Consider the following 20437-nt stretch of genomic DNA (forward strand, 5'->3'; position numbering starts at 1 on the left):
ATACCCTAAACATTGACATCAGTGTCAAAGTCAAGTCCGCGTGAATAGGTGTGATGGCCGCAATGAAAATCGGTGAAGCTGCCCAGGAAATCGGTGCCCCACCCCGTATGCTGCGCTATTACGAGCAGCAGGGACTGATCCAGTCGGATCGTTCAGCCAATGGGTATCGCGAATACTCGGCTGATCAAATTGAGCATGCCCGTCACGTTCGAGCCTTGGTTACCGCTGGCTTGTCATCGAGGATGATCAAGATCGTATTGAATATCGAATCTCCCGATGTCCAAAAAGACAGTCGAGAGCTTGCCGTTGATCTTGTCGAAGAACTGCGCGCAGTAGAAGAGCGAATCGTCTGCCTGGAAAAGAGCCGTGATTCAGTCATCGAGTTCCTCCAAAGAACAAGCCACGCTGATTTGCTGGCTGGTAGGTGAGCGGAAGCTGCGTCGTTGAAGACCCATCTGAATCAACGACGTCATGTTTGCCTCCGTCATTGGTTCAGACCACAGACGTATCGCTAGATTTTTCATACCTATACTTGGCGCAATAAGCGTTGGTATTAATGGGCAAGGCTGATGCCCACGGTGGCAGTTCCACCGTAGGCAACCGGACCGCTCACATGAAAGGTCGCTAAGATGCCTACCGCCGAAACAACCGTAAGAGCAGCCGTCACCTCGGATGCAGATCGCCTTAACGACTTAGCAGGACTGTTTACCCCGGCGCTGAGAACAACTAACACTGATTTCGAAGCAAACTTTCGGACTTGTTACAGAATTCAAGCTGGTACTTAGCTGTCGCTACCGTGCAGGATGCGCTCATCGGATATATCGCAGCGCAAGACTATGGGCGCGGTCTACGGGGTTCGTTTTCTGTCGGCCGCATACACGACCGCTTTGTCGCACCAGGTTCTCGTCGAAGCGGTACCGGGCGTGCCTTGGTTGAGTCAGCTTTCGCTTGGGCAAGATAACGCCCAGACCCAATGATTCTGGATTGGCAGGCAACTCCTGAATCGGTCGCCTTCTACGAATCGTTGGGATTCGAGCCTGATTTTGTCGGCGACTTCCCCGAATATCCCGGATTCACCCTCGACCTACGTCAAGACTGCGACCATTGACGGCACACCTATTCACCCCTCCACCATTGCATTTCCAACGTGAAATTGCAGGCACGGAAGTGCCAATCCAAAACTAAGTCGCACAAAATCTTGATAGTTAGAAGTCTAACTGTTAGAGTTCTAACTATGGACGAGTTAAACGAGATGCCTACAGGCACCCTTCACCTATTCCGCTGGATCGGATGGGCGCTAACTAAGAGTGGCGAAGACTGGATCCGGGAACGCAATCTCAGCCAGGCACAAGGATTTGTGCTCGGTTACCTCGTGCAAAATCCGGGGGCAATTCAACGAGACATTGCCAAGGTGTCCCGAACAACTCCGGCCAGCGTCTCAAGTCTTTTGCAGGGACTTGAAACGCGTGAATTGATCGAACGTCGCAGTGACACTGGTAATGAACGCATAAAAAATGTCTACGCCACTGCCGCCGGAGCTTCGTTGATTGACGGCTTTGAAGATGCGATGAACGCCGCAGAGGAAGAGATCCTGGCCCCGCTAGATGAATCAGAGCGGACCACACTCCACACCCTCCTAAGCAAAATTACCGCGCAGCTTCCTCGCCCAACGCGGTAATCATGTAGGGCCGTTCGGGTCCCACATCAACATACACACCCATACCCAATACTTTGCCGCGCCGTCTTTCGTCGGCGCGCGCTTCACCCTGCCCAGAAAGGGGCCACCGATGAGCACAACAACCATCGAAACACCGCCCGCCGGAAGCGTCGAAAGAAACCGTTGGCTCCTTTCTTCAGCGCCCATCCTCAAATCACTGATTCACCTATGCATTCCTATGGCGGCGGCGATGATCGTCGGAGCCGTGTACAACGTCATCAACGCCGGGGTCATCGGCTCGCTGAACACGACGGCACTACTGGCAGCAGTCACCCTCTGCTCGCCCATCTTGGGATTGGTCATGGGGATCGGAAATCTTTTTGGCGTGGGCGGAGGCGCATTAATTTCTCGGCTTCTCGGAGCAGCAGAGCACGATCCAACTAGCGCCAGCGAAATCAAACGTGTCTCATCGTTCTCCTTTTGGGGTGCGATCTTTACCGGTGCCATCGTTGGCGCAGCCGGCCTACTTGCGTTGGACCCGATTGTCTCTGTACTGGGCGCTCGTGGTGAAGTTATAGCTCCTGCCCACGCATTTGTCGGTGTCCTGCTGGCTTTTGTGCCAGTCATTGCAGCAGCTGGGTGTCTTGAACAGATGGTTCGTGCCGAAGGCGCCGCTCGCCAGGTCATGAATGGGCTGATCTGCTCAACCGTTACGAACCTGCTGTTCGATGTGCTGTTCATTTTGGGCTTGCATTGGGGCGTAGCTGGCGCTGCACTGGCCACCGGCCTGGCGAATCTGGTTTTGGTTCTTTACTTTGCGAGGTGGCTGGCAAAGAACAGCGAACATGCAAACCTCTCGATTCGCTGGTTCACCTTGGCTAAATCCGTTACCAAGCCGGTACTCGGCGTGGGCGTCGGAACGCTTGTACAGTCCGCATTCTTGATCGTGACATCTTTGATACTGAACAACCTCGCAGCAAATTACGGTGAGGGGCCACTTGCGGCCATGGGTGTTGCGGTACGCATCGCTCAAGTCCCAGAATTTTTCTTGATGGGCATTACCCTCGGAATCTTGCCGCTGCTGGCCTACTCCTATGGCAAGGGAGACAAAATCCGTCTGCAGAATGCCTTGGGTACATCGGCAACTGCGGTGGGCGGGATCGCGTTAGTTTGTTCGGCCGTGGTTTTCATTTTCCGAGACCAGATCTTTCAATCCTTCGTTGCTGATCCGTCTGTACTGTCAATTGGCGTCATCGTACTCGTAGCGCAACTAACAGCGATGATCGCCAACGCATTCACCGGACTGATCACTTCGTTGTTCCAAGCCACCGGACGTGCCGTACCTGCAACAATCATGTCGGCAGCCCAAGGGATCCTATTCATCCCCGCAGTGCTTCTGGGCAATCTTTGGTTCGGTTTCGCTGGGATTATCTGGGCGCTAACAGCCACCGAAGTTTCGGTCCTTCTCATCGGGCTGGTTCTATGGGTTATCTCGCGGGGTGCAATCAATCGCGGGCTGGCCGAGGGTTCTCCCGAGCGAGCAGAAGCCGCCCTAGACCAATAGGTTAAGAGTGCGATGGATGGAGAACTCCCGCCCGGCAACCAATGTCAGAGAAGGTTAGAGCTTCCTGTTCCAAGCGACTTCATGTTCAAGTTGACCGGTTTCGGTAAATAGCTGAACCTGGTGCGTCGAGGCGAGGGCACCTGCAAGATCATCAGTGTGTGCTGAGCTGAATCCAGCTTTCTGCCAAAACGGACCAGACCTGCGGCTAAACAGCCACGCTTGTTTTGCTCCAGCATCGACAGCTCGTTGCATCGCAGATTCTGCAAGATCCGAGCCGATTCCGCCCCCACGAAGTTCGGGAGCTACCGCGACACTTCGAATCAGTGCGTGCTCACTGTCTTCGCTGCTTTCATATCCTGTGGTGGCAATAATGCGTCCCGTCGTTTCATCCCGCGAGATCCATAAATGCACGCTGGGCGAATCAAGCCCGCTCAAGGTGAGGTCAGCGATGCTGAGGAATTCCGAAACCTCGACGATGTCGGCGTTGGTCGCACGGGCAAGTTTGAGCATCCTTCAACGCTATCCACCCATGGTTCTTTCTTCGAATTATGACCAGGTGCCAGCTTCACAACGAATGCAAACAGCTTGCTACAACCCTCGCTTTTCAAATCGGCGCACTGGAAACCACGTGGAATCAGGCCCGAAGTCAACGACTCCATGTTCTGAGTACCCCCGACTCATGTAGTACTGGCAAAGTGCCACATTTGAGGCGACACAATCGAGTCGAGCTATCGAATGGCCGTTGATAAGAATGGACTGCTCAGCCCATTCAAGAACCTGCTTCCCAATACTCCGCCCAGCTCGAGAACGGTCGACCATCAGCCCGTGAACGTAGGCAGCTTGTGGATCATCATCCGGCCAGATCAGTTCGTCAGTCTCAACGATACGAACCGTTGCAATGATCCTTCGCTCTTCCTCAAGGATCCACCACTCATTGCGACTAATCTGTTCTGCGACTTGCTCGATCGTCAGTTCGCCGGGTATCCACTGCTGTATTTGTTTTTGTTGCTGCCAATGTGCCAGAGAATCCCGGAGTCCAACGATGTCAGCAGCCACTTCTTCAGTGGCAAGATGCAGCAGGTTAGGGTCGGTCATGCATCGCAGTATTCCACGCAGGGGCTGCCAGTTCTAGTTTCCTAAGAGGTGCTTTCTAAGGTCGCTAGGTACAGCCCAAGCTGATGCTGGCCTGTTCGTCTCTTCGAGATTGCTGATCAAAAGTCACCAACTCTGGAAACCATACAAAGTTCCGGGATTCAGAAATTGTCGCCCCCACAGCAAACGCTTGTCAGCGTTGGTGAGCTTGCCAAAATCTGCAGCCTCGGTCCAATATTCACGGATCACATCTTCGATGCGGGCGACGATAGTGTTGGCCTCGTTTTTTGTTAGATCGTAGAGACTGCATACGGAAATGAGATCGCTCAGGTTGTTCCGTTTTGTCCCGTTCCGGTCATATGCAATCGCTTGTGAAGCAGTTTCACCGCTGCGTCGCATGGGTGACAGGTCATAGGCGGGGCTAAGTGCGGCTCTCACGCCGTTCCAGAGTGCGGCATGATTTCGCAGATGGTCGTCCGAGTTGGAGATCATCATGTTGAACGCGACGCGAGCGAAGAGCTCTGACGCTGTGCCAGCGGGGGCACCATTGTTTCGAAGAGCGTCGAGAAAATCTACATAGCTGCCACTGCGTGCCTGCAATTCATCCAAACCGGTCAGGGTCAAGGCACTCATCGCAAGGATGCGCCCTCCTTCGTCTGTCCGGTCGAAACGCTCAACTAATAGGACTGTTCTGCCCAAGACCTTTTCGACGCGAGTTAATGCAACATTGAGTCCGGCTTTCTCGGCGAGAAACATGCTGGCTGCCTCGGCCCCAACCACGGGGAAGTGGTCGTTGGATGCGGTGAATTTCGCGATGTACTCGCGACCATCGTCAACGATAATCGATTTTGGACGCGCGCCACCCATCGCGGTGCCGCTCAGTAGGGCTCGCTCAAGTTCAAAGGGTAAATCGTCCCCAGCTTCAACGATGTCCGCCGCATTCATCAGGGTTTCCAGAGGGGCCGCACCAACATTTCGCGGAACGTAGTCCGTGGCCGATCTCTGGAAATCGATCGCGCCGAAACGATTAGAACCGGAGTTCAAGAGATAGGTGCTTTCCTCCAGATCACCAGTGTCAGATTGATTGCCACGGTCGCCGGTAACTTGATACTGCACAACTCGCCGACCCCATGCGTCTGGGGAAGCATCCCGAATGGCTCCAGGGATGCCCATTGATCCCGTGGGGCCAAATGTTTGATCAGACAGAGGGAGAGTAGGAGCCAGCGAAACGGCGTTGCTCCGCTGAAGATAGCGCCGACCATAGTCAAACGAGAGCTGACCCTCTGCACCCTCTCGCAGTCGTCCTGCCGGCACTGGCACGGTTGTATTAGGTAGCCATACCCACACATAGATATCAGAAGTCGAGTTCATTGTCATCTGCTTTTCGTTCGTTGGATACGCGTGAAGGAAGCAATGCCAGTCGATCCTCGCCCCTACGCCGTAGCGCGATCAACTCACTGGGATCCTCAACGCCGAAGAGGGGAACTCCAATAATCGAAGCAATATTGAAGACGTTGCCGATACTGCTGGCCGCGCTTCCACGTTCAATGGCAGCCAAGGTTTTCCGCGTTATCCCCGCAGAGCCGGCCAGTTGCTCGGCGGTCATCCCACGTGCAATCCGAGCCATCCGAATTTGCTGCCCAAGAACGGCAAGCGCGTCCTCAGCTACTCGGGTTAGGCCCACTTCTCGTCGTCCCATGGGTAATATTTTACCTCTTAAGTACTTTCATGGGTAGAGTATTACCCATGCGCAAAGTCGAACTGTGGCTAATCTGTATCAGATTATGACGACATCAGCTTCTGTCGAACGAATCTACGCGACTGTTCTACGCACCCTTCCAAAGTACACAGAAGTACACCAAGTACAGAGATATTCATCCGGGACGTCACAGACCGCCACCCAAGGGCTCGGAACCTAATCAACGTAGCGAGGCGAGCTGTCTCGACGGAGACAGACTCGTCATCGCTAGCCTGTTCCCGAACTGTCCTTTTGAGAACGTAGTATCGATTCTATGAGTGATGTGCTTTCTCGGTTTGGTGCGGCCACCCGCAAGTGGTTCACCGATGTCTTCTCTGCGCCCACGGTTGCGCAGAGCGGAGCTTGGGAATCCATCTCAGATGGCAAGCACACCCTGGTCATCGCTCCGACTGGTTCGGGCAAGACACTGGCGGCCTTCCTTTGGGCTTTGGACCGGCTGCACCACGCGGAGCTGGATGCCCCAGCTTTGCCGGGTTTGGAATCCGATGCGGTTTATCCGGCAGACAACGGCACCAAGGTCCTCTACATTTCTCCGCTGAAAGCCCTGGGCGTGGACGTTGAGCGCAACCTGCGCTCCCCGCTGGCCGGCATCCGCGCCACCGCCCATGAAATGGGTTTGTCTCAGCCTTCGGTTTCGGTGGGCGTACGCTCCGGCGATACTCCAGCTAACGACCGGCGCAAGCTGCTCAAGGATCCACCGGAAATCCTGATCACTACGCCCGAGTCGTTGTACTTGATGCTCACCAGCCAAGCCCGCAAAACCTTGGCACAAGTACATACAGTGATCATCGATGAGGTCCACGCCATCGCCAATACCAAGCGTGGCACCCACCTGGCACTGTCCTTGGAACGGCTCGATGCGTTGCTTCCCGCTCCGGCCCAACGCATTGGCCTGTCAGCTACGGTTGAGCCGCCCGAGGAAGTCGCGCGATTCCTGGCCGGTTCTGCACCGGTGAATATCGTGCGCCCTGAATCCACCAAGAAGTGGGAACTCGCGGTGCGCGTCCCAGTCGAGGACATGACCGATCTACCTTCGGCAGCCGGCGCACATGATCTTGGGCCGGGGTCTTCTCCTGCTGCCTCGGCCAGCATCTGGCCCCACGTGGAAAACCAGTTGGTGGACCTGGTGCTGGAAAACCACTCCACAATTATCTTCGCCAACTCCCGCCGATTGGCTGAACGTTTAACCGGACGGCTCAACGAAATCTACGCCGAACGCGAGGGATTCAGCGCCGAAGATACTTCCACCTCGACCCCGGCGGCGATGATGGCTCAGGCCGGATCCACCGCTGCCTCCAACCCGGAAGCCCCCCTGCTCGCCCGAGCCCACCACGGCTCGGTCTCCAAGGATGCACGCGCCCAGATTGAAGAGGATTTGAAGCTGGGCAAGCTACGTGCCGTGGTCGCCACCAGCTCGCTGGAACTGGGCATCGACATGGGTCTGGTTGACCTGGTCATCCAGGTCGAATCCCCCAACTCCGTCTCCTCCGGCCTGCAGCGCGTGGGCCGTGCCGGACACCAGGTTGGTTCTGTCTCCCAAGGCATTTTCTTCCCCAAGCACCGCGCCGACCTACTCTCCACCGCGCTGGTGGTCACGCGCATGCGCCAAGGTTCCATCGAAAAGATGGTCATCCCGGCCAACCCGCTGGACGTTTTGGCCCAGCAGACCTTGGCCGCAGTGGCCATGGAAGATCTGGAGGTCGAGAAGTGGTTTGAGACCGTACGCCGGTCCGCGCCCTACCAGCAGCTTCCGCGCAGTGCCTATCTAGCCACCTTGGACATGCTCTCGGGCAAGTACCCCTCCGATGAATTCGCCACGCTCAAACCACGACTGATCTGGGACCGAGATGCCGGCACGCTCACTGCGCGCCCCGGAGCCCAACGTCTAGCGGTCATTTCCGGCGGCACCATCCCGGACCGCGGGCTCTTTGGTGTGTTCCTGGCCGGAGCCGAAGATGACAAGGCACCCAAGCGCGTGGGCGAGCTGGATGAGGAAATGGTCTACGAGTCGCGAGTGGGTGACGTCTTTGCCCTGGGCGCGACCAGCTGGCGCATCGAAAACATCACCCATGACCGGGTATTGGTCACCCCAGCCTTCGGACAGCCCGGAAAGCTACCCTTCTGGCACGGTGACGGTTTGGGCCGCCCGGTAGAACTCGGCGAAGCCCTAGGTGAATTCACCACCAGCCTTCTGGCCAGCGAACGCACCGAAGCGTCAGATCTCTTGCGTGCCGGCGGGCTCGATGACTTCGCGGCCAATAACCTGCTGAACTATCTGGGTGAGCAGCGCAGGGCTACCGGACAGGTGCCCAATCATCAGAACTTTGTGATCGAACGGTTCCATGATGAGCTCGGCGACTGGCGAGTCATCCTGCACTCCCCCTTCGGGCTGGCAGTCCACGCCCCGTGGGCGCTGGCCGTGGGTGCGCGCGTGCGCGAACGCTGGGGCCTGGATGCCTCAGCGATGGCTGCAGATGATGGCATCGTGCTGCGTATTCCAGCCATGGATGACCAAGCGCCGGGTGCGGATCTTTTCGCCTTTGAATCCGATGAAATCATCGACGTAGTCACCTCGCAGGTCGCAAATTCTGCGCTGTTTGCCTCCCGCTTCCGCGAATGCGCGGCTCGCGCGTTGTTGCTTCCTCGGATCAATCCGAGCAAACGCACGCCATTGTGGCAACAGCGCCAGCGGGCTAGCCAGTTACTGGATGTCGCACGAAATTACCCCGACTTCCCAATCATCTTAGAAACCGTACGCGAGTGCCTGAACGATGTTTATGATCTTCCGGCCCTGACCTCGATCCTTTCCAAACTCTCTTCGCGCACTATCCGGCTGGTTGAAGTCACTACCGAGTTGCCTTCACCCTTCGCCCAGTCCCTGCTCTTTGGCTATGTTGCACAGTTCCTCTACGAATCTGATGCGCCGCTGGCCGAACGTCGCGCGGCCGCGTTGAGCCTGGATCCGGTGCTGCTTGGCGAATTGCTGGGACGCAATGACGTTCGTGAAATCCTTGATCCTCAAGTCATCACCGGATTGCAGGAACAGTTGCAGTACCGGGCAGAGAACCGGCGCTTGGCTGGCATGGAAGGCGCAGCCGACCTGTTGCGCCTTCTGGGACCTTTGAGCATTGAACAGCTGGCCGCCCGACTCCGTGATCCGGATGATGACAGCGAGTCGCTGGATCCCGCTACGGCTCGGGAACATGCCGAGTCGCTGGTTGCCACCCGGCGAGCCTTCACCCTCCGTCAAAATGGGACCTTGGCCTACGCGGCGATCGAAGATGCTGGCAAGCTGCGCGATGCCCTGGGCACCCCATTGCCCACGGGAATACCGGCGGCGTTCCTGGAGCCGGCGGCTGACCCTATCCAGGATCTAATCTCGCGCTTCGCCCGAACCCACGTTCCTTTTACGCTCACCGAAATCGCGACCGAGCTCTCCCTAGGTGTTGCGGTACTACGACCAATACTCGACCAGCTGGTAACCGCTGGCCGACTATCGGTCGGTGCGTTCCGTCCGGTGGAAATTGTCCCCGAAGGCATTAGCGGTGATGAATACTGCGACGTCCAGGTGCTGCGCACCATCCGCACCAGGTCCTTGGCCGCCCTGCGCGCTGAGGTGGAACCTGTTGATCAAAATACCTATGCCCGGTTCCTTCCGGCCTGGCAGCTGGTAGGTTCAACGCTCAGCGGCGCCGACGGTGTATATGAAATAATCGCCCAACTCGCAGGCGCCGAAGTTCCCGCTTCAGCACTTGAGTCCTTCATCCTTCCTGCCCGGCTCAACGGGTATCAGGGCTCTTGGCTCGATGAACTGTGCAGTGCCGGTGACGTTCTTGTTTGCGGGGCCGGCGCGTCCGGTGGCAAAGACGGCTGGTTGTCTTTGCATACTGCCGAGCACGCAGCGCTGTCCTTGCCCACCCCTGACGCGAGTGACCTGCAGGCGCTGGATCTGCGCGTACTTGAAGCCTTTGAATCAACCGGTGCTTACTTTGCTGAAGAACTCGCCGCCCGTATTCATCATCCCGATAAGCCTTCGATGAGCCCCACCGATATTTCCGAATCATGTTGGCGACTTTTCTGGGCCGGTTATATTTCTCCCGACACCCTCGCCCCGATTCGTGGGTACTTGGCGGGCGGAAGCACCGCACACAAGATCGCCAAGCCAGCACCGCGAGCCAGGGCCGCACGGCTGAATCGACTCTCGGGCCTGAATCGTTTGGCTCAAGATCAGGGCGGCTCCCCGATGCGTGGTCCTCGTGGTTCGGCACGTTGGTCCTTGCTTCCCCAGCCGGTGGCGGACCCGACTATTTCCGCACACGCCACCGCAGAAATCATGCTGGAGCGTTATGGCGTACTGACCCGCGGCTCGGTCGCGGCTGAAGCGGTATCAGGAGGATTTGGCCAGCTATACCGGGTGTTATCCAAGTTGGAAGAAGCCGGGCATGCCCGGCGCGGATACTTCGTGGAAAAGCTGGGCGCCGCCCAGTTCTCCACCTCCACCACCATTGACCGTTTGCGCGGATATCAGATATCCGAGGATCCGCGTCGCCAGCCGGTGGCGGTGGTCCTCGCATCCACCGACCCGGCCAACCCATACGGTGCTGCGCTGGGCTGGCCAGCCACGCAAACCGGGCATCGGCCCGGACGCAAAGCTGGAGCCATTGTCGGAATGTTGGACGGCCAGTTGTGCTTCTATCTGGAACGCGGGGGCCGCACAGTGTTGACCTTTGCCCAGCTTCCCGATGAGTCGTGGAACATGATTGCCGTGCACTTGGTAGCTGCCTTGCGCACTGCGAAAGTCGAGAAAATCGCTATTGCCACCGTGGACGGACAGCCTGTCCTGGACCATCCGGTGGGAACTGCGCTGCTGGCTGCCGGCTTCTATTCAACGCCGCAAGGCATTAGATTCCGCCGCTAACGTGACCGGCAGAAGGAAGTGTGCTCATGCCCGAAGGTGATTCCGTTTATCGTGCCACGGCCCGGCTTCATCACGCGCTGTCAGGTCAGTCCCTGCTGTCCTCGGACTTTCGCGTTCCAGCCTTGGCCACAACAGACCTTACGGGTTATGTGGTGCATGAAGTCGTTCCTGCAGGCAAGCACCTGCTGATGCGGCTGCATCCTCCGACGGTTGATTCCCCTGTGTTTCCTGCCAAGCCCCTGACCTTGCATTCGCATCTATTGATGGAAGGCCGCTGGGATCTCTATTCGCCCAACGAGCGCTGGAAGAAACCGGCGCACACCGCACGAGTAGTACTCAGAACCGATGCGGTCAGCGCCGTGGGCTTTGATATTGCACAGGTGCGGTTGGTGCCCACCGAGCAAGAAGCAGATCTCGTCGGCCATTTGGGACCGGACCTGCTCGGTGCGAATTGGGATCCGGCATTGGCCCTAGAAAACCTGCGCCGCGATCCACACCAGGGCATCGGTCAAGCGCTCTTGGATCAGCGGATCATGGCAGGCGTAGGAAATGTGTACCGTTGTGAGATCCTGTTCCTGAGGCGTTTGTATCCATTGACCGAAGTCGGGCAGATTGCCGATCTACCAGCGGTAGTGCAGATCGCCCATCGTCTGTTAAACGTTAATAAGGACCGGGTGCGTCGTGTCACCACCGGCCAAGAACGCACCCGGGAACCACTGTGGGTTTATGGCCGCGCCGGGAAACCTTGCCTTCGCTGCGGTACACGTATCGAGCTGCTCAAGATCCCTTCCACACCGGAAGGCGCCGAGCGGGATTGCTACTGGTGCCCGCGTTGCCAACCAGCGGTCTGAAGCCCTAGTGCAAAGATGAAAGAATAGCCTTTATGGCTATGGAATCCCCGCTCCCCGTTCGCAACGGCGTGAATGCAACCCGTTTGCGTCTTCCCCGGGACGGTGCGTGGAATACTGTGGCTGATTATTTGCTGGAACGTTTTGGCCATGTGGATCCCGAGGGCATCCTGCGCCGCTTCGACGATCAAGAAATTGTTGGGCTTGGCGGCGTGCCGCTGACCCGGCAAACCCCCATAGGTGAACACGAATTCATCTGGTATTACCGTTCGTTGCCGGTGGAAACACCGATCCCTTTTGAAGCGAAAATTCTGCATCAAGATGAGCATCTACTGGTCGTGGATAAGCCGCATTTTTTGCCGACCACCCCCGGCGGACGATTCATCCAGGAATCAGCTCTGGTGCGCCTACGCAACCAGACCGGCATCGATGATCTGGTGCCGATGCACCGGCTGGATCGGGCTACCGCCGGAGTCATTCTTTTTGCCGTCAACCCAGAAACCCGCGGCGCCTATCAGATGCTTTTTGAACGCCGTGAGATCAGCAAACGGTACAAGGCTGTCGTCGCGCTGCAACCGGGTGAAGGCCTTGAAACCGGTCGCGTGCTCCAGCCCAACGGCGAACACACCCTAGTCAAAGGTGCAACGGAAATGCATGAGCTTCTTGAGCAGATGCCCATGATTTTCGAGAACCGCATGTCCAAAATCAAGGGACAGTTGCGTTCTGTCGTGGAAGAAGGCGCACCGAATGCGAAGACCTTCATCGATGTCGAAGCCGTTGGCCACAGCGCCGGCCACCATGCAGGAATAGAGGTGGCTTTGATGGATCTGAAACCTCATTCGGGCAAGACCCATCAGCTGCGCGTGCACCTAGCATCACTGGGTCTGGGTATTATCAATGACGCGTTTTACCCACGGTTATGGGATCTGGCACCCGATGATTATCAGCGCCCGCTGCAGCTGCTGGCGCACACCATTTCCTTCACGGATCCGCTGACCGGGATCGAACGTAGTTTCAGTTCGGCTCAACAACTGGCCGAAGCACCGGTCGCCTAGTCGTACTGCCTGAGCCATCAAGGCTCAGCATGGTCAGCGGACCCTTGCACATCAGTCCACCGGAGAAACTCTGATGAGATTTCCGTCGGTGTCCGCGATCACGAATGTGCGGCCGAAAACTTCATCATATGGTTCCTCCACAACATGGACTCCCTTCTCGACCCAGTTTGCGAAGGTTTGATCAACTGCCCGTGCTTCGCCCGACACCATCAGTCCGACCTCGCTGGTACGAGGCGTGCTCGGAGTCGCGTCTTTATTTCGTCCGGTCCACAGCGCGAACATAACCCCGGGGGCAACTTCGAAAGCAACATAACGTGGACTGGTGAAGACCGGCTCAATTTCGAGTAGGTCACGATAAAAGGCAGTAGCATTCTGCGCGTCACGGACGTAGATCAGGAACAGGTTTGGGGCAGGCATAGTGCGCTCCTTAGTGATTTGTTTTCTCGGTACAACACCAGTTGATCTTCAAATCACGACAAGACCTGTCACCTTTTCTGCAAAAATTAGTTCTCGTGAAGGCCTCAAGATTATTGCACCTGTTGCTGCTCCTGCAGACACGTCAGCGCATCACTACCACCGAGCTCGCCGAACGCTTGGAGGTGTCACGGCGCACCGTACTGCGCGACGTCGAAGCGCTGTCCGCTGCCGGTGTGCCCGTTTACGCCGAACGCGGTCGAAACGGTGGAATCGTTCTGCTTCCCGGTGCACGGCTCAACGCATCGCACTTAGATCCAGGGGAGCTGGAAGCTTTATCCGTCACCGGCTTGGACGGCGCACAGCTTGAGAGCTTGAAACTTTCTGCGATGCGTAAGTCTGCGACGCTCAAGATCGCGGCCCGCCAGGGAACAATGATCGAGACTCGGCACGAACCTGCACTCGCGGACTTGGTGCTAGTGGAAGGCAGTGCGTGGTTTTCCGAATCGAACACCGGTGTTGACGTGGCGGACCTGGCATCAGCGTTGCGAGGCCGACACCAGATGCGCATTCTGTACCGGCGCAGCGCCGAGGAACAAGACTCCACGCTGGTGGTGGATCCCTACGGAATAGTGGCGAAATCCGGTCGCTGGTATCTCATCGCCGATGATCGTGGGACCACCCGGCTTTTTGCCCTGGAGCGCATGACAAGTTTCGAGGAACTCGACGCGCCTGCGGCCCTGAAGCCAGCGCAGACCCTGCGGACAATGTGGGCTGCGCTGAAGGAACGCACTGAAAATCTCGGCCACATTAGCGTGCGAGTCCGCCTTAAAGAAAACCGCCTTGACCTCGCGAGGCGTATCTTGGGCACCCGTATTCACGAGGTTTTCGACGCAGACAACGGCTGGTGCACCGCCGTCATCCGCTACCACGACATCGAGTCGGTGCGTCAGCTACTCCAATTTGGTAACAATATCGAGATCCTTGCACCCCAGTCGGCGCGCGAACGCGTCCGTCAGCTCTCCCTTGACCTTGCTCAAAGGCACGGTGCCCAATAGGGTCGCGTCCCTCGATTCATCGATCGTAGTCTTCAGAATCCAGCAGATACGCGCACCCCAAAGTTGAGAGATGCATTGGGTGCCGGGCTTATGCGATACCACTTTGGGCGAACGCGATCTGTCTTCTGATGTCTCTACTAGCGGTACCGATGGCCGAAAAGGGTGGTTTCAAATCAGCCACGCAGAACACCGCGCGCAGCACGGCAAGCACTTTGATTATTGGTGCCGACCACCGTTCCCAACTACTCAGCGTGGAGCCATGCGAATGGCGCCATCCAATCGGATGGTTTCGCCGTTAAGCATCGGGTTTGCCACGATGTGCTCCACCAACGCTGCATATTCTTCTGGCCGGCCCAACCTCGATGGGTGCGGCACCTGAGCACCCAAAGAATCCTGCGCAGCCTGAGGCAAGGAATCCATCATAGGTGTGTGGAAGATTCCGGGCGCAATGGTCATCACCCTGATCTGGTGGCTGGCCAGCTCACGTGCCAGCGGCAAGGTCATTGCAGCCACCGCTCCCTTGGAAGCAGCGTATGCAGGCTGACCGATTTGACCGTCGAATGCCGCCACCGAGGCGGTGTTCACGATGACTCCACGCTCGGTGGTGCCTTGGTTATCGTCAATTCCTTCACTGTGCGCCATGGCCTCGGCGGCCAAACGGATCACGTTAAACGTGCCGTTGACGTTGATGTCCAGAACTTTTGAGAAGCGCTCTAACGGTAGCACCCCCTCACGGCCCAGTACCTTGCCCGGGGTGGCTACTCCTGCGCAGTTCACCACGACCCGTAACACACCCAGCTCTTTGCATCGTTCGATGGCGGTAGCAACTTGCTGCGCATCGGTAACATCGGCCGGGGCGTAACGAACGTTTGCCCCAATTTGTGCCGCAATTTCATCACCGTCATCACGCGGAAGGTCTACGACTAACACGTGCTTGGCCTTCGAAGCCAACTTCTGGGCGGTGGCTTTGCCCAAACCCGAGAGCCCACCGGTGACCAAAACAACCGAATCGTCCAACTGCATGCTTACCCCTTTGTACCGCCTACATTTATCAGCCAGCCTACTGCCCAATGAGCTGGTCTAAAAGCTCCTGAACCAGCGCAAATAAAAACTGCCGGATGCTCTTTCAAGAGCAACCGGCAGTTCGAGAGTGAATTTATTTAGTGCTGCGGAGTCACTGCTTCTTCTGCCCCGAGACTGACTATCTCCTTCTTGCCACCAAGCAAGAAGCCGATCACAACGATGCCAACACTGCAGGCCGCACCGATCATGAAGCCGGGCTGGAATCCCTCAACGCTAGCAGTGACTTGATCACTGCCCGAAGCAATTTTTGCCGCGGTGGTTGCTGCCACGACGCCTACCAACAGTGCTGTGCCCATAGCACCGGCCAGCTGCTGCAGCGTAGAGAGCAAAGCCGAACCGTGTGAGTGCAGGTGGTGTGGCAATGGGTTCAAAGCTGTGGTGAAAGCCGGGGTAAAGATGAATGCCAAGCCCAGGCTCATCACAAGGTGCAGAACCACCAGCAGCCAGATTGGGGTGTTCTGATCCAAGATCAGTGCATAGCCCAACAGCGAGATCAGCAAGATGATGGCGCCCGGAACGATCAGTGGACGTGCACCCACTCTGTCGTAAAGTTTGCCCACCCATGGCGCTAGTACACCCATGAGCAGACCGCCTGGAAGCATGATCAGGCCGGTAGTCAGGGTGTCGATGCCCAGAACATTGGTGAAGAACATTGGCAGCAGAATGATGACGCCAAACAGGGAAATCATCGCGAACATCATCAACAATAGTGAGAGCGTGAAGTCCTTGTAGTTCAACGGACGCAGGTCCAGAAGGGCCTTATCTGACTTCTGCAAACGCAACTGTAGGTAGACGAAGACGGCCAAGCACAGTAGCGCGATAATCAGGATGCCAACATTCATCGCAGTTGCGCCGGAAGATAGGCGGCTGAGGCCAAAGACCAATCCACCAAATCCTGGGATCGCCAGAATCAGTGATGGGATGGACAACGGAGTTGATGCACCATCCACTTCTGTGGAAAGACGTGGAGTGCCAATAATCAGCGCGGCCACAGCAATCGGGATGATCACGATAAACATGAAACGCCACGAGAGGTACTGCAGGATCAACCCGGAGAGCGTAGGACCAATGGCTGGAGCTACAGAAATCACGATGGAGACGTTACCCATCAGCACGCCACGACGTTCAGCCGGGACCAAGTGCAAAATGGTGGTCATCAGCAGTGGCATCATGATGGCGGTACCACTGGCCTGAATCACACGGGCAATGAGCAGCACCGGTAGTCCCGGAGCTAACGCTGCAAGAACAGTGCCCAAGGTAAATAGACCAATGGCCAGCACAAAAACGTTGCGGACACTGAGTCGTTGAAGCAGAAAACCAGTCATCGGAATGACCACTGCCATGGTGAGCATGAAAATGGTGGACAGCCACTGAATAGCGTCAGCGGTTACGTTGAATTCATGCATCAGAACAGGTAAGGCCACGTTCATGATGGTTTCGTTCAGGATGACCACGAAGCTGGATACGATCAGCACCGTAATCGTGGTGAAGTTCTTTTTGCTCAGTCGTTCTGGCGCGTTCGTCACGGCTGGGTTCTGCTTCCACGAGTAATGAAAAAGGGAGGTGCCTTCCGGTGCCTGGGTTCAGTGCACAGAAGTAAGATTGGGAAAGCTCAATCAATATTATCCTCAGATCCGCAGACACACTAGAGCACAGCAACAGCTTGTAGGTGAGTTCCGCAACACAGACACAGCTTCATGCATTGTCCGAGGTTTGTGTACGAAGATAGAACCATGAACGTGCGCACACCAGATCCGTATCCCGGATGGCTCTCCGAAGAAGATCTTTATGAAGCGCGACAGCGCCTTCCGATGCTTTATGTTGAAGCGATTCCGGTTCGTCTTGACCCGCTGGGCTACGTCAATGAAGTCGGATTGTTGCTCACCGGTGATGATGATGGGCAGATGCTGCGCACCTTCGTTTCGGGTCGAGTCATGTACCGCGAGACCATTCGTGCCGCTCTGATTCGACATATTGAAAAGGATTTGGGAACCATGGTGCTACCCCAGCTACCGGCTTCCCCAGTCCCTTTTACTGTGGCCGAATACTTCCCCGCTCCTAGCGAAACTGGGCTGACCGATGATCGCCAGCACGCGGTATCCATGTGTTATATCGTTCCGGTCCGCGGAGAATCTTCCCCACGCCAAGATGCTTTGGAACTCACCTGGCTAACTCCCGCCGAAGCTTTGAGCCCGGATATCCAAGGAGCGTTTGCTGGTGGCAGAGAAAATATTCTCCGTCAGGCATTAGCCCACGTGGGAATCAATATCTAAGTTTAGCTTTCGCTCTTGGGAACGATACCCTGCCTGCGTTTAAGAAGCATGCCGAACCAGCTTCCCAAGAGCACGCCAAGCATACCTACGGCACAACCAATCAGTGTTTCGACTACGCGGTCGTACATCACTGCTCCATTCAGGCCAGTGGACAGCGAGACACCCACCAATGCCATCGGCGTGATGAAGATTTGGGCCATGAAGTAATTGCGCATCACAAGCATCTCGGCCAAGAACTGACAAACGCCGATAAAGGCCAGCAATAGCCATACCTGAGGATTAATCCAGATCAGTAGCGCTATCAAGATCATTCCCACTAAAGTACCGAGCACACGGTGAAGGCCTCGACGGATACGCAACTTGGATGTATGCCCCACCAGCGGGACTACCGCAGCAACCATCGCCCAATAGTTGTGTCCCGCGGATAGTTCACTTCCAAGGGTGTTGGCCAAGATTCCGGCCACACCTGCGGTCAGTACGTGAAAGAGTCCTTCCCACCAGATCGCCTTACGCACGTTATCTGACAACGGTGGAAGCGGGGTGCGTTGCCATATGTTGGCCCACTGGCCCAGTGCACCGGCGGCACCAATAATCAGCGCCAGCACGATGGTCAGCCCCGCGACTAAGAGCGCTTCCCCCATGGGCGCTGCATGCGGAATTGAGGCGATGGCAGCAAAAGCAAAGATGTGAAAGAGGGAGCCGCCAGGTCGTAGACGCAGGAAGCCTGCCAAGACTGAGCAGAATCCAGCGATCAACGTCGTGGCTCCGACGATCTGCCATTTCATGGTCTCGGGGTTCTCGTGGTCCACCCACCAATAAGAGGCAGCTAGCGCCAAAGCGATAATTGCGAAGAATAGAAGACCCGAACGAATCTGCATACGCAGACGATTCCAGTATCCATCGACTCGGCCATAGACCCCGGTGAAAGCCCCAAAGACCGCGAAAACCACCAAGTCCATTCGGTCTATAGCGAAGAGGGTGATCAGCGGCGCGAAGATACCGATGGCTGTACGCAACCCGATCCAATGATCCTTGCGGGCCGGTCCAAGAGTTACCAGCGACTTCGTTGATTCCTTCAGTTTCTCCAGGCCCACAGTTTCCTTCCGTCGTGTTGGACACAACACGTGTTTCCCATTATTCGCTCTTTGCCATGTGAGGGGCTAGGTTTGTGGGCACTTTGACATTGTCGTTTTCCTCACCGAGAGGTTAATACGGCACACTTGGTACGTGCCCGAAAAGAACTTTGACCCCAGTACCCATCATGCCCGCCAGAAAGAATTTGGCTTTGAAGTCGGAACTCGACTCACTGCTCCAGACGGTTCCCCGATGCTGGGTCGCACCGGCGTCATCCGTACTCCGCACGGCGAAATCAAAACTCCTGCATTCATTGCAGTGGGTACCAAAGCTACCGTCAAGGCAGTGACTCCAGCCCAGGTCGAAGAGCTTGGCGCGCAGGCAGTTCTGTCCAATGCCTATCACCTTTACCTGCAGCCAGGTGCGGACATCTTGGATGAGGCTGGCGGACTTGGTCAGTTCATGGGCTGGCATGGTCCAACCTTCACGGATTCCGGTGGATTCCAGGTCATGTCCTTGGGCTCCGGCTTCAAGAAGGTTATCGATATGAAGTCCGTTGACCAGTCAGGTCCGGATGACGCAGTGGCCCCGGGCAAGGAACGTTTGGCCAATGTTGATGAGGATGGTGTCTGGTTTAAGTCCCATCTTGATGGCACTAAGCACCGTTTCTCTCCAGAGATTTCTATGGGTGTACAGCACCAAATTGGCGCCGACATCATGTTCGCTTTCGATGAGCTGACCACACTACAGAACTCGCGTGGCTACCAAGAAGAATCGCTGGAGCGCACCCGTCGTTGGGCCGAGCGTTGCATCGCCGAGCACTTCTCACTGACCGACTCGCGCGCCGGCAAGGAATACCAGGCGCTCTTCGGCGTGATCCAGGGTGCTCAGTATGAGGACCTTCGTCGCAAGGCTTGTCAGGATCTTGGAGCGATGGCTTTTGATGGCTTTGGCATCGGTGGCGCTTTGGAGAAGGAAAACCTCGGCACCATCGTGGGTTGGTGCGCCGAGGAGCTTCCGGAAAACAAGCCTCGGCACCTACTGGGCATTTCCGAGCCGGACGACATCTTCACGGCCATTGAAAATGGTGCAGATACTTTTGACTGTGTCTCCCCGACTCGTGTGGCCCGCAATTCCGCTTTCTACACGCCGTGGGGTCGCTTTAACCTCTCCGGCGCACGATACAAGCGCGATTTCACCCCGTTGGTTGACGGCTGCGATTGCTACACCTGCCAGAACTTCACGCGCGCGTACATTCACCACTTGTACAAGGGCAAGGAACTGCTGAGCCACACCCTAATTTCCATCCACAATGAACACTTCACCGTTGGTTTGGTTGAGTCAGCGCGTCAGGCATTAGAAGACGGCACGTTCTTTGAACTCAAGGATCAGGTGCTGGCCAACTACTACGCTGGCAAACCGGATCCGCAGGGCCAGCAGGCCGCGAAATAGCCAGCAATATACGAAATGAGGCATCAATTTCCTACCGCAGGTTAGGAAATTGATGCCTCTTGTCGTTGTTAGACCACGGCCCAGTCAGCTTTTCTCATCATCGGCAGATGCATGATCCCTGCGCCATCAAAGTCTTCACCACAGCGTTCAAAAACGAATTTTTCCTACCAGCTTTCTAACTGACTTCGCG

Annotated in this window: 19 protein-coding genes; 11 read left to right on the plus strand and 8 right to left on the minus strand. The window is 56.4% G+C overall.

Features of this window, described 5'->3' with window-relative positions; all coding sequences use genetic code 11:
* Positions 1–53 precede the first annotated feature (53 nt).
* From FJV47_RS12255 to FJV47_RS12270, 5 genes are all read left to right on the plus strand, one after another.
* On the plus strand, positions 54–428 hold the full coding sequence (locus FJV47_RS12255) for a MerR family transcriptional regulator (protein ID WP_235026449.1): 375 nt from the start codon (positions 54–56) through the stop codon (positions 426–428).
* 329 nt (positions 429–757) lie between these two features.
* Positions 758–961 carry a GNAT family N-acetyltransferase gene (locus FJV47_RS12260; RefSeq protein WP_159613432.1) on the plus strand — a complete coding sequence of 68 codons (204 nt, stop codon included), beginning with the start codon at positions 758–760 and terminating at the stop codon, positions 959–961.
* A gap of 12 nt (positions 962–973) precedes the next feature.
* Positions 974–1108, plus strand: coding sequence for a hypothetical protein (locus FJV47_RS16720; protein WP_255475116.1), 135 nt, complete (start codon positions 974–976; stop codon positions 1106–1108).
* Between the two features lie 126 nt (positions 1109–1234).
* On the plus strand, positions 1235–1678 hold the full coding sequence (locus tag FJV47_RS12265; RefSeq protein ID WP_159613434.1) for a MarR family winged helix-turn-helix transcriptional regulator: 444 nt from the start codon (positions 1235–1237) through the stop codon (positions 1676–1678).
* A gap of 109 nt (positions 1679–1787) precedes the next feature.
* On the plus strand, positions 1788–3221 hold the full coding sequence (locus tag FJV47_RS12270) for an MATE family efflux transporter (RefSeq protein ID WP_159613436.1): 1434 nt from the start codon (positions 1788–1790) through the stop codon (positions 3219–3221).
* Between the two features lie 54 nt (positions 3222–3275).
* Here the strand turns inward: FJV47_RS12270 and FJV47_RS12275 are convergent, their stop codons facing one another.
* The 4 genes from FJV47_RS12275 to FJV47_RS12290 form a co-directional block, all read right to left on the minus strand.
* Complete coding sequence (locus FJV47_RS12275) at positions 3276–3731, minus strand: GNAT family N-acetyltransferase (RefSeq protein ID WP_159613438.1); 456 nt, start codon at positions 3729–3731, stop codon at positions 3276–3278.
* Positions 3732–3809: 78 nt separating this feature from the next.
* The gene (locus FJV47_RS12280) at positions 3810–4316 is read right to left on the minus strand and encodes an N-acetyltransferase (protein WP_159613440.1); all 507 of its coding nucleotides are present in this window, start codon (positions 4314–4316) and stop codon (positions 3810–3812) included.
* Between the two features lie 123 nt (positions 4317–4439).
* Complete coding sequence (locus FJV47_RS12285; protein ID WP_159613442.1) at positions 4440–5684, minus strand: type II toxin-antitoxin system HipA family toxin; 1245 nt, start codon at positions 5682–5684, stop codon at positions 4440–4442.
* Positions 5668–6012 (minus strand): helix-turn-helix transcriptional regulator, encoded by a 345-nt coding sequence (locus tag FJV47_RS12290; RefSeq protein WP_159613444.1) that lies wholly within the window; start codon positions 6010–6012, stop codon positions 5668–5670. Before FJV47_RS12290 ends, FJV47_RS12285 begins: the two co-directional genes overlap by 17 nt.
* Before the next feature lie 313 nt (positions 6013–6325).
* On the opposite strand from FJV47_RS12290, the gene FJV47_RS12295 reads away from it, so the two are divergent.
* Genes FJV47_RS12295 through FJV47_RS12305 form a run of 3 tightly spaced genes read left to right on the plus strand, consistent with a single transcriptional unit; the run spans position 6326 to position 12893 of the window.
* Positions 6326–10990, plus strand: coding sequence for an ATP-dependent helicase (locus tag FJV47_RS12295; protein WP_159613446.1), 4665 nt, complete (start codon positions 6326–6328; stop codon positions 10988–10990).
* Positions 10991–11016: 26 nt separating this feature from the next.
* Positions 11017–11841: a DNA-formamidopyrimidine glycosylase family protein gene (locus FJV47_RS12300; RefSeq protein WP_159613448.1), complete on the plus strand. Its 825-nt coding sequence runs from the start codon at positions 11017–11019 to the stop codon at positions 11839–11841.
* Positions 11842–11879: 38 nt separating this feature from the next.
* On the plus strand, positions 11880–12893 hold the full coding sequence (locus tag FJV47_RS12305; RefSeq protein ID WP_200832014.1) for a pseudouridine synthase: 1014 nt from the start codon (positions 11880–11882) through the stop codon (positions 12891–12893).
* Positions 12894–12944: 51 nt separating this feature from the next.
* Here FJV47_RS12305 and FJV47_RS12310 read toward each other — a convergent pair whose 3' ends face one another.
* Positions 12945–13310 carry a VOC family protein gene (locus tag FJV47_RS12310; RefSeq protein WP_159613452.1) on the minus strand — a complete coding sequence of 122 codons (366 nt, stop codon included), beginning with the start codon at positions 13308–13310 and terminating at the stop codon, positions 12945–12947.
* 95 nt (positions 13311–13405) lie between these two features.
* On the opposite strand from FJV47_RS12310, the gene FJV47_RS12315 reads away from it, so the two are divergent.
* Positions 13406–14365: a YafY family protein gene (locus tag FJV47_RS12315; RefSeq protein WP_159613454.1), complete on the plus strand. Its 960-nt coding sequence runs from the start codon at positions 13406–13408 to the stop codon at positions 14363–14365.
* 246 nt (positions 14366–14611) lie between these two features.
* On the opposite strand, the gene FJV47_RS12320 is transcribed toward FJV47_RS12315, so the two are convergent.
* Complete coding sequence (locus FJV47_RS12320) at positions 14612–15388, minus strand: SDR family NAD(P)-dependent oxidoreductase (RefSeq protein ID WP_159613456.1); 777 nt, start codon at positions 15386–15388, stop codon at positions 14612–14614.
* Between the two features lie 137 nt (positions 15389–15525).
* Positions 15526–16974, minus strand: coding sequence for an MDR family MFS transporter (locus FJV47_RS12325; protein ID WP_159613458.1), 1449 nt, complete (start codon positions 16972–16974; stop codon positions 15526–15528).
* 207 nt (positions 16975–17181) lie between these two features.
* On the opposite strand from FJV47_RS12325, the gene FJV47_RS12330 reads away from it, so the two are divergent.
* Positions 17182–17721, plus strand: a complete 540-nt coding sequence (locus tag FJV47_RS12330) for an NUDIX hydrolase family protein (RefSeq protein ID WP_159613460.1) — start codon at positions 17182–17184, stop codon at positions 17719–17721.
* 2 nt (positions 17722–17723) lie between these two features.
* On the opposite strand, the gene FJV47_RS12335 is transcribed toward FJV47_RS12330, so the two are convergent.
* The gene (locus FJV47_RS12335) at positions 17724–18815 is read right to left on the minus strand and encodes an FUSC family protein (protein ID WP_159613462.1); all 1092 of its coding nucleotides are present in this window, start codon (positions 18813–18815) and stop codon (positions 17724–17726) included.
* 133 nt (positions 18816–18948) lie between these two features.
* On the opposite strand from FJV47_RS12335, the gene tgt reads away from it, so the two are divergent.
* Positions 18949–20247, plus strand: a complete 1299-nt coding sequence (gene tgt / locus FJV47_RS12340) for a tRNA guanosine(34) transglycosylase Tgt (protein WP_159613464.1) — start codon at positions 18949–18951, stop codon at positions 20245–20247.
* The last annotated feature ends 190 nt before the right edge of the window (positions 20248–20437 follow it).

The organism is Glutamicibacter sp. JC586, from assembly GCF_009805585.1.
Lineage (GTDB): Bacteria > Actinomycetota > Actinomycetes > Actinomycetales > Micrococcaceae > Glutamicibacter.

Coding starts and splice junctions, on each gene's coding strand:
- FJV47_RS12290 (WP_159613444.1), bottom strand. CDS start 6,012: ATGGGACGACGAGAAGTGGGCCTAACCCGAGTAGCTGAGGACGCGCTT.
- FJV47_RS12330 (WP_159613460.1), top strand. CDS start 17,182: ATGAACGTGCGCACACCAGATCCGTATCCCGGATGGCTCTCCGAAGAA.
- FJV47_RS12285 (WP_159613442.1), bottom strand. CDS start 5,684: ATGAACTCGACTTCTGATATCTATGTGTGGGTATGGCTACCTAATACA.
- FJV47_RS12255 (WP_235026449.1), top strand. CDS start 54: ATGGCCGCAATGAAAATCGGTGAAGCTGCCCAGGAAATCGGTGCCCCA.
- FJV47_RS12280 (WP_159613440.1), bottom strand. CDS start 4,316: ATGACCGACCCTAACCTGCTGCATCTTGCCACTGAAGAAGTGGCTGCT.
- FJV47_RS12295 (WP_159613446.1), top strand. CDS start 6,326: ATGAGTGATGTGCTTTCTCGGTTTGGTGCGGCCACCCGCAAGTGGTTC.
- FJV47_RS12300 (WP_159613448.1), top strand. CDS start 11,017: ATGCCCGAAGGTGATTCCGTTTATCGTGCCACGGCCCGGCTTCATCAC.
- FJV47_RS12270 (WP_159613436.1), top strand. CDS start 1,788: ATGAGCACAACAACCATCGAAACACCGCCCGCCGGAAGCGTCGAAAGA.
- FJV47_RS12310 (WP_159613452.1), bottom strand. CDS start 13,310: ATGCCTGCCCCAAACCTGTTCCTGATCTACGTCCGTGACGCGCAGAAT.
- FJV47_RS12275 (WP_159613438.1), bottom strand. CDS start 3,731: ATGCTCAAACTTGCCCGTGCGACCAACGCCGACATCGTCGAGGTTTCG.
- FJV47_RS16720 (WP_255475116.1), top strand. CDS start 974: ATGATTCTGGATTGGCAGGCAACTCCTGAATCGGTCGCCTTCTACGAA.
- FJV47_RS12305 (WP_200832014.1), top strand. CDS start 11,880: ATGGAATCCCCGCTCCCCGTTCGCAACGGCGTGAATGCAACCCGTTTG.
- FJV47_RS12320 (WP_159613456.1), bottom strand. CDS start 15,388: ATGCAGTTGGACGATTCGGTTGTTTTGGTCACCGGTGGGCTCTCGGGT.
- FJV47_RS12265 (WP_159613434.1), top strand. CDS start 1,235: ATGGACGAGTTAAACGAGATGCCTACAGGCACCCTTCACCTATTCCGC.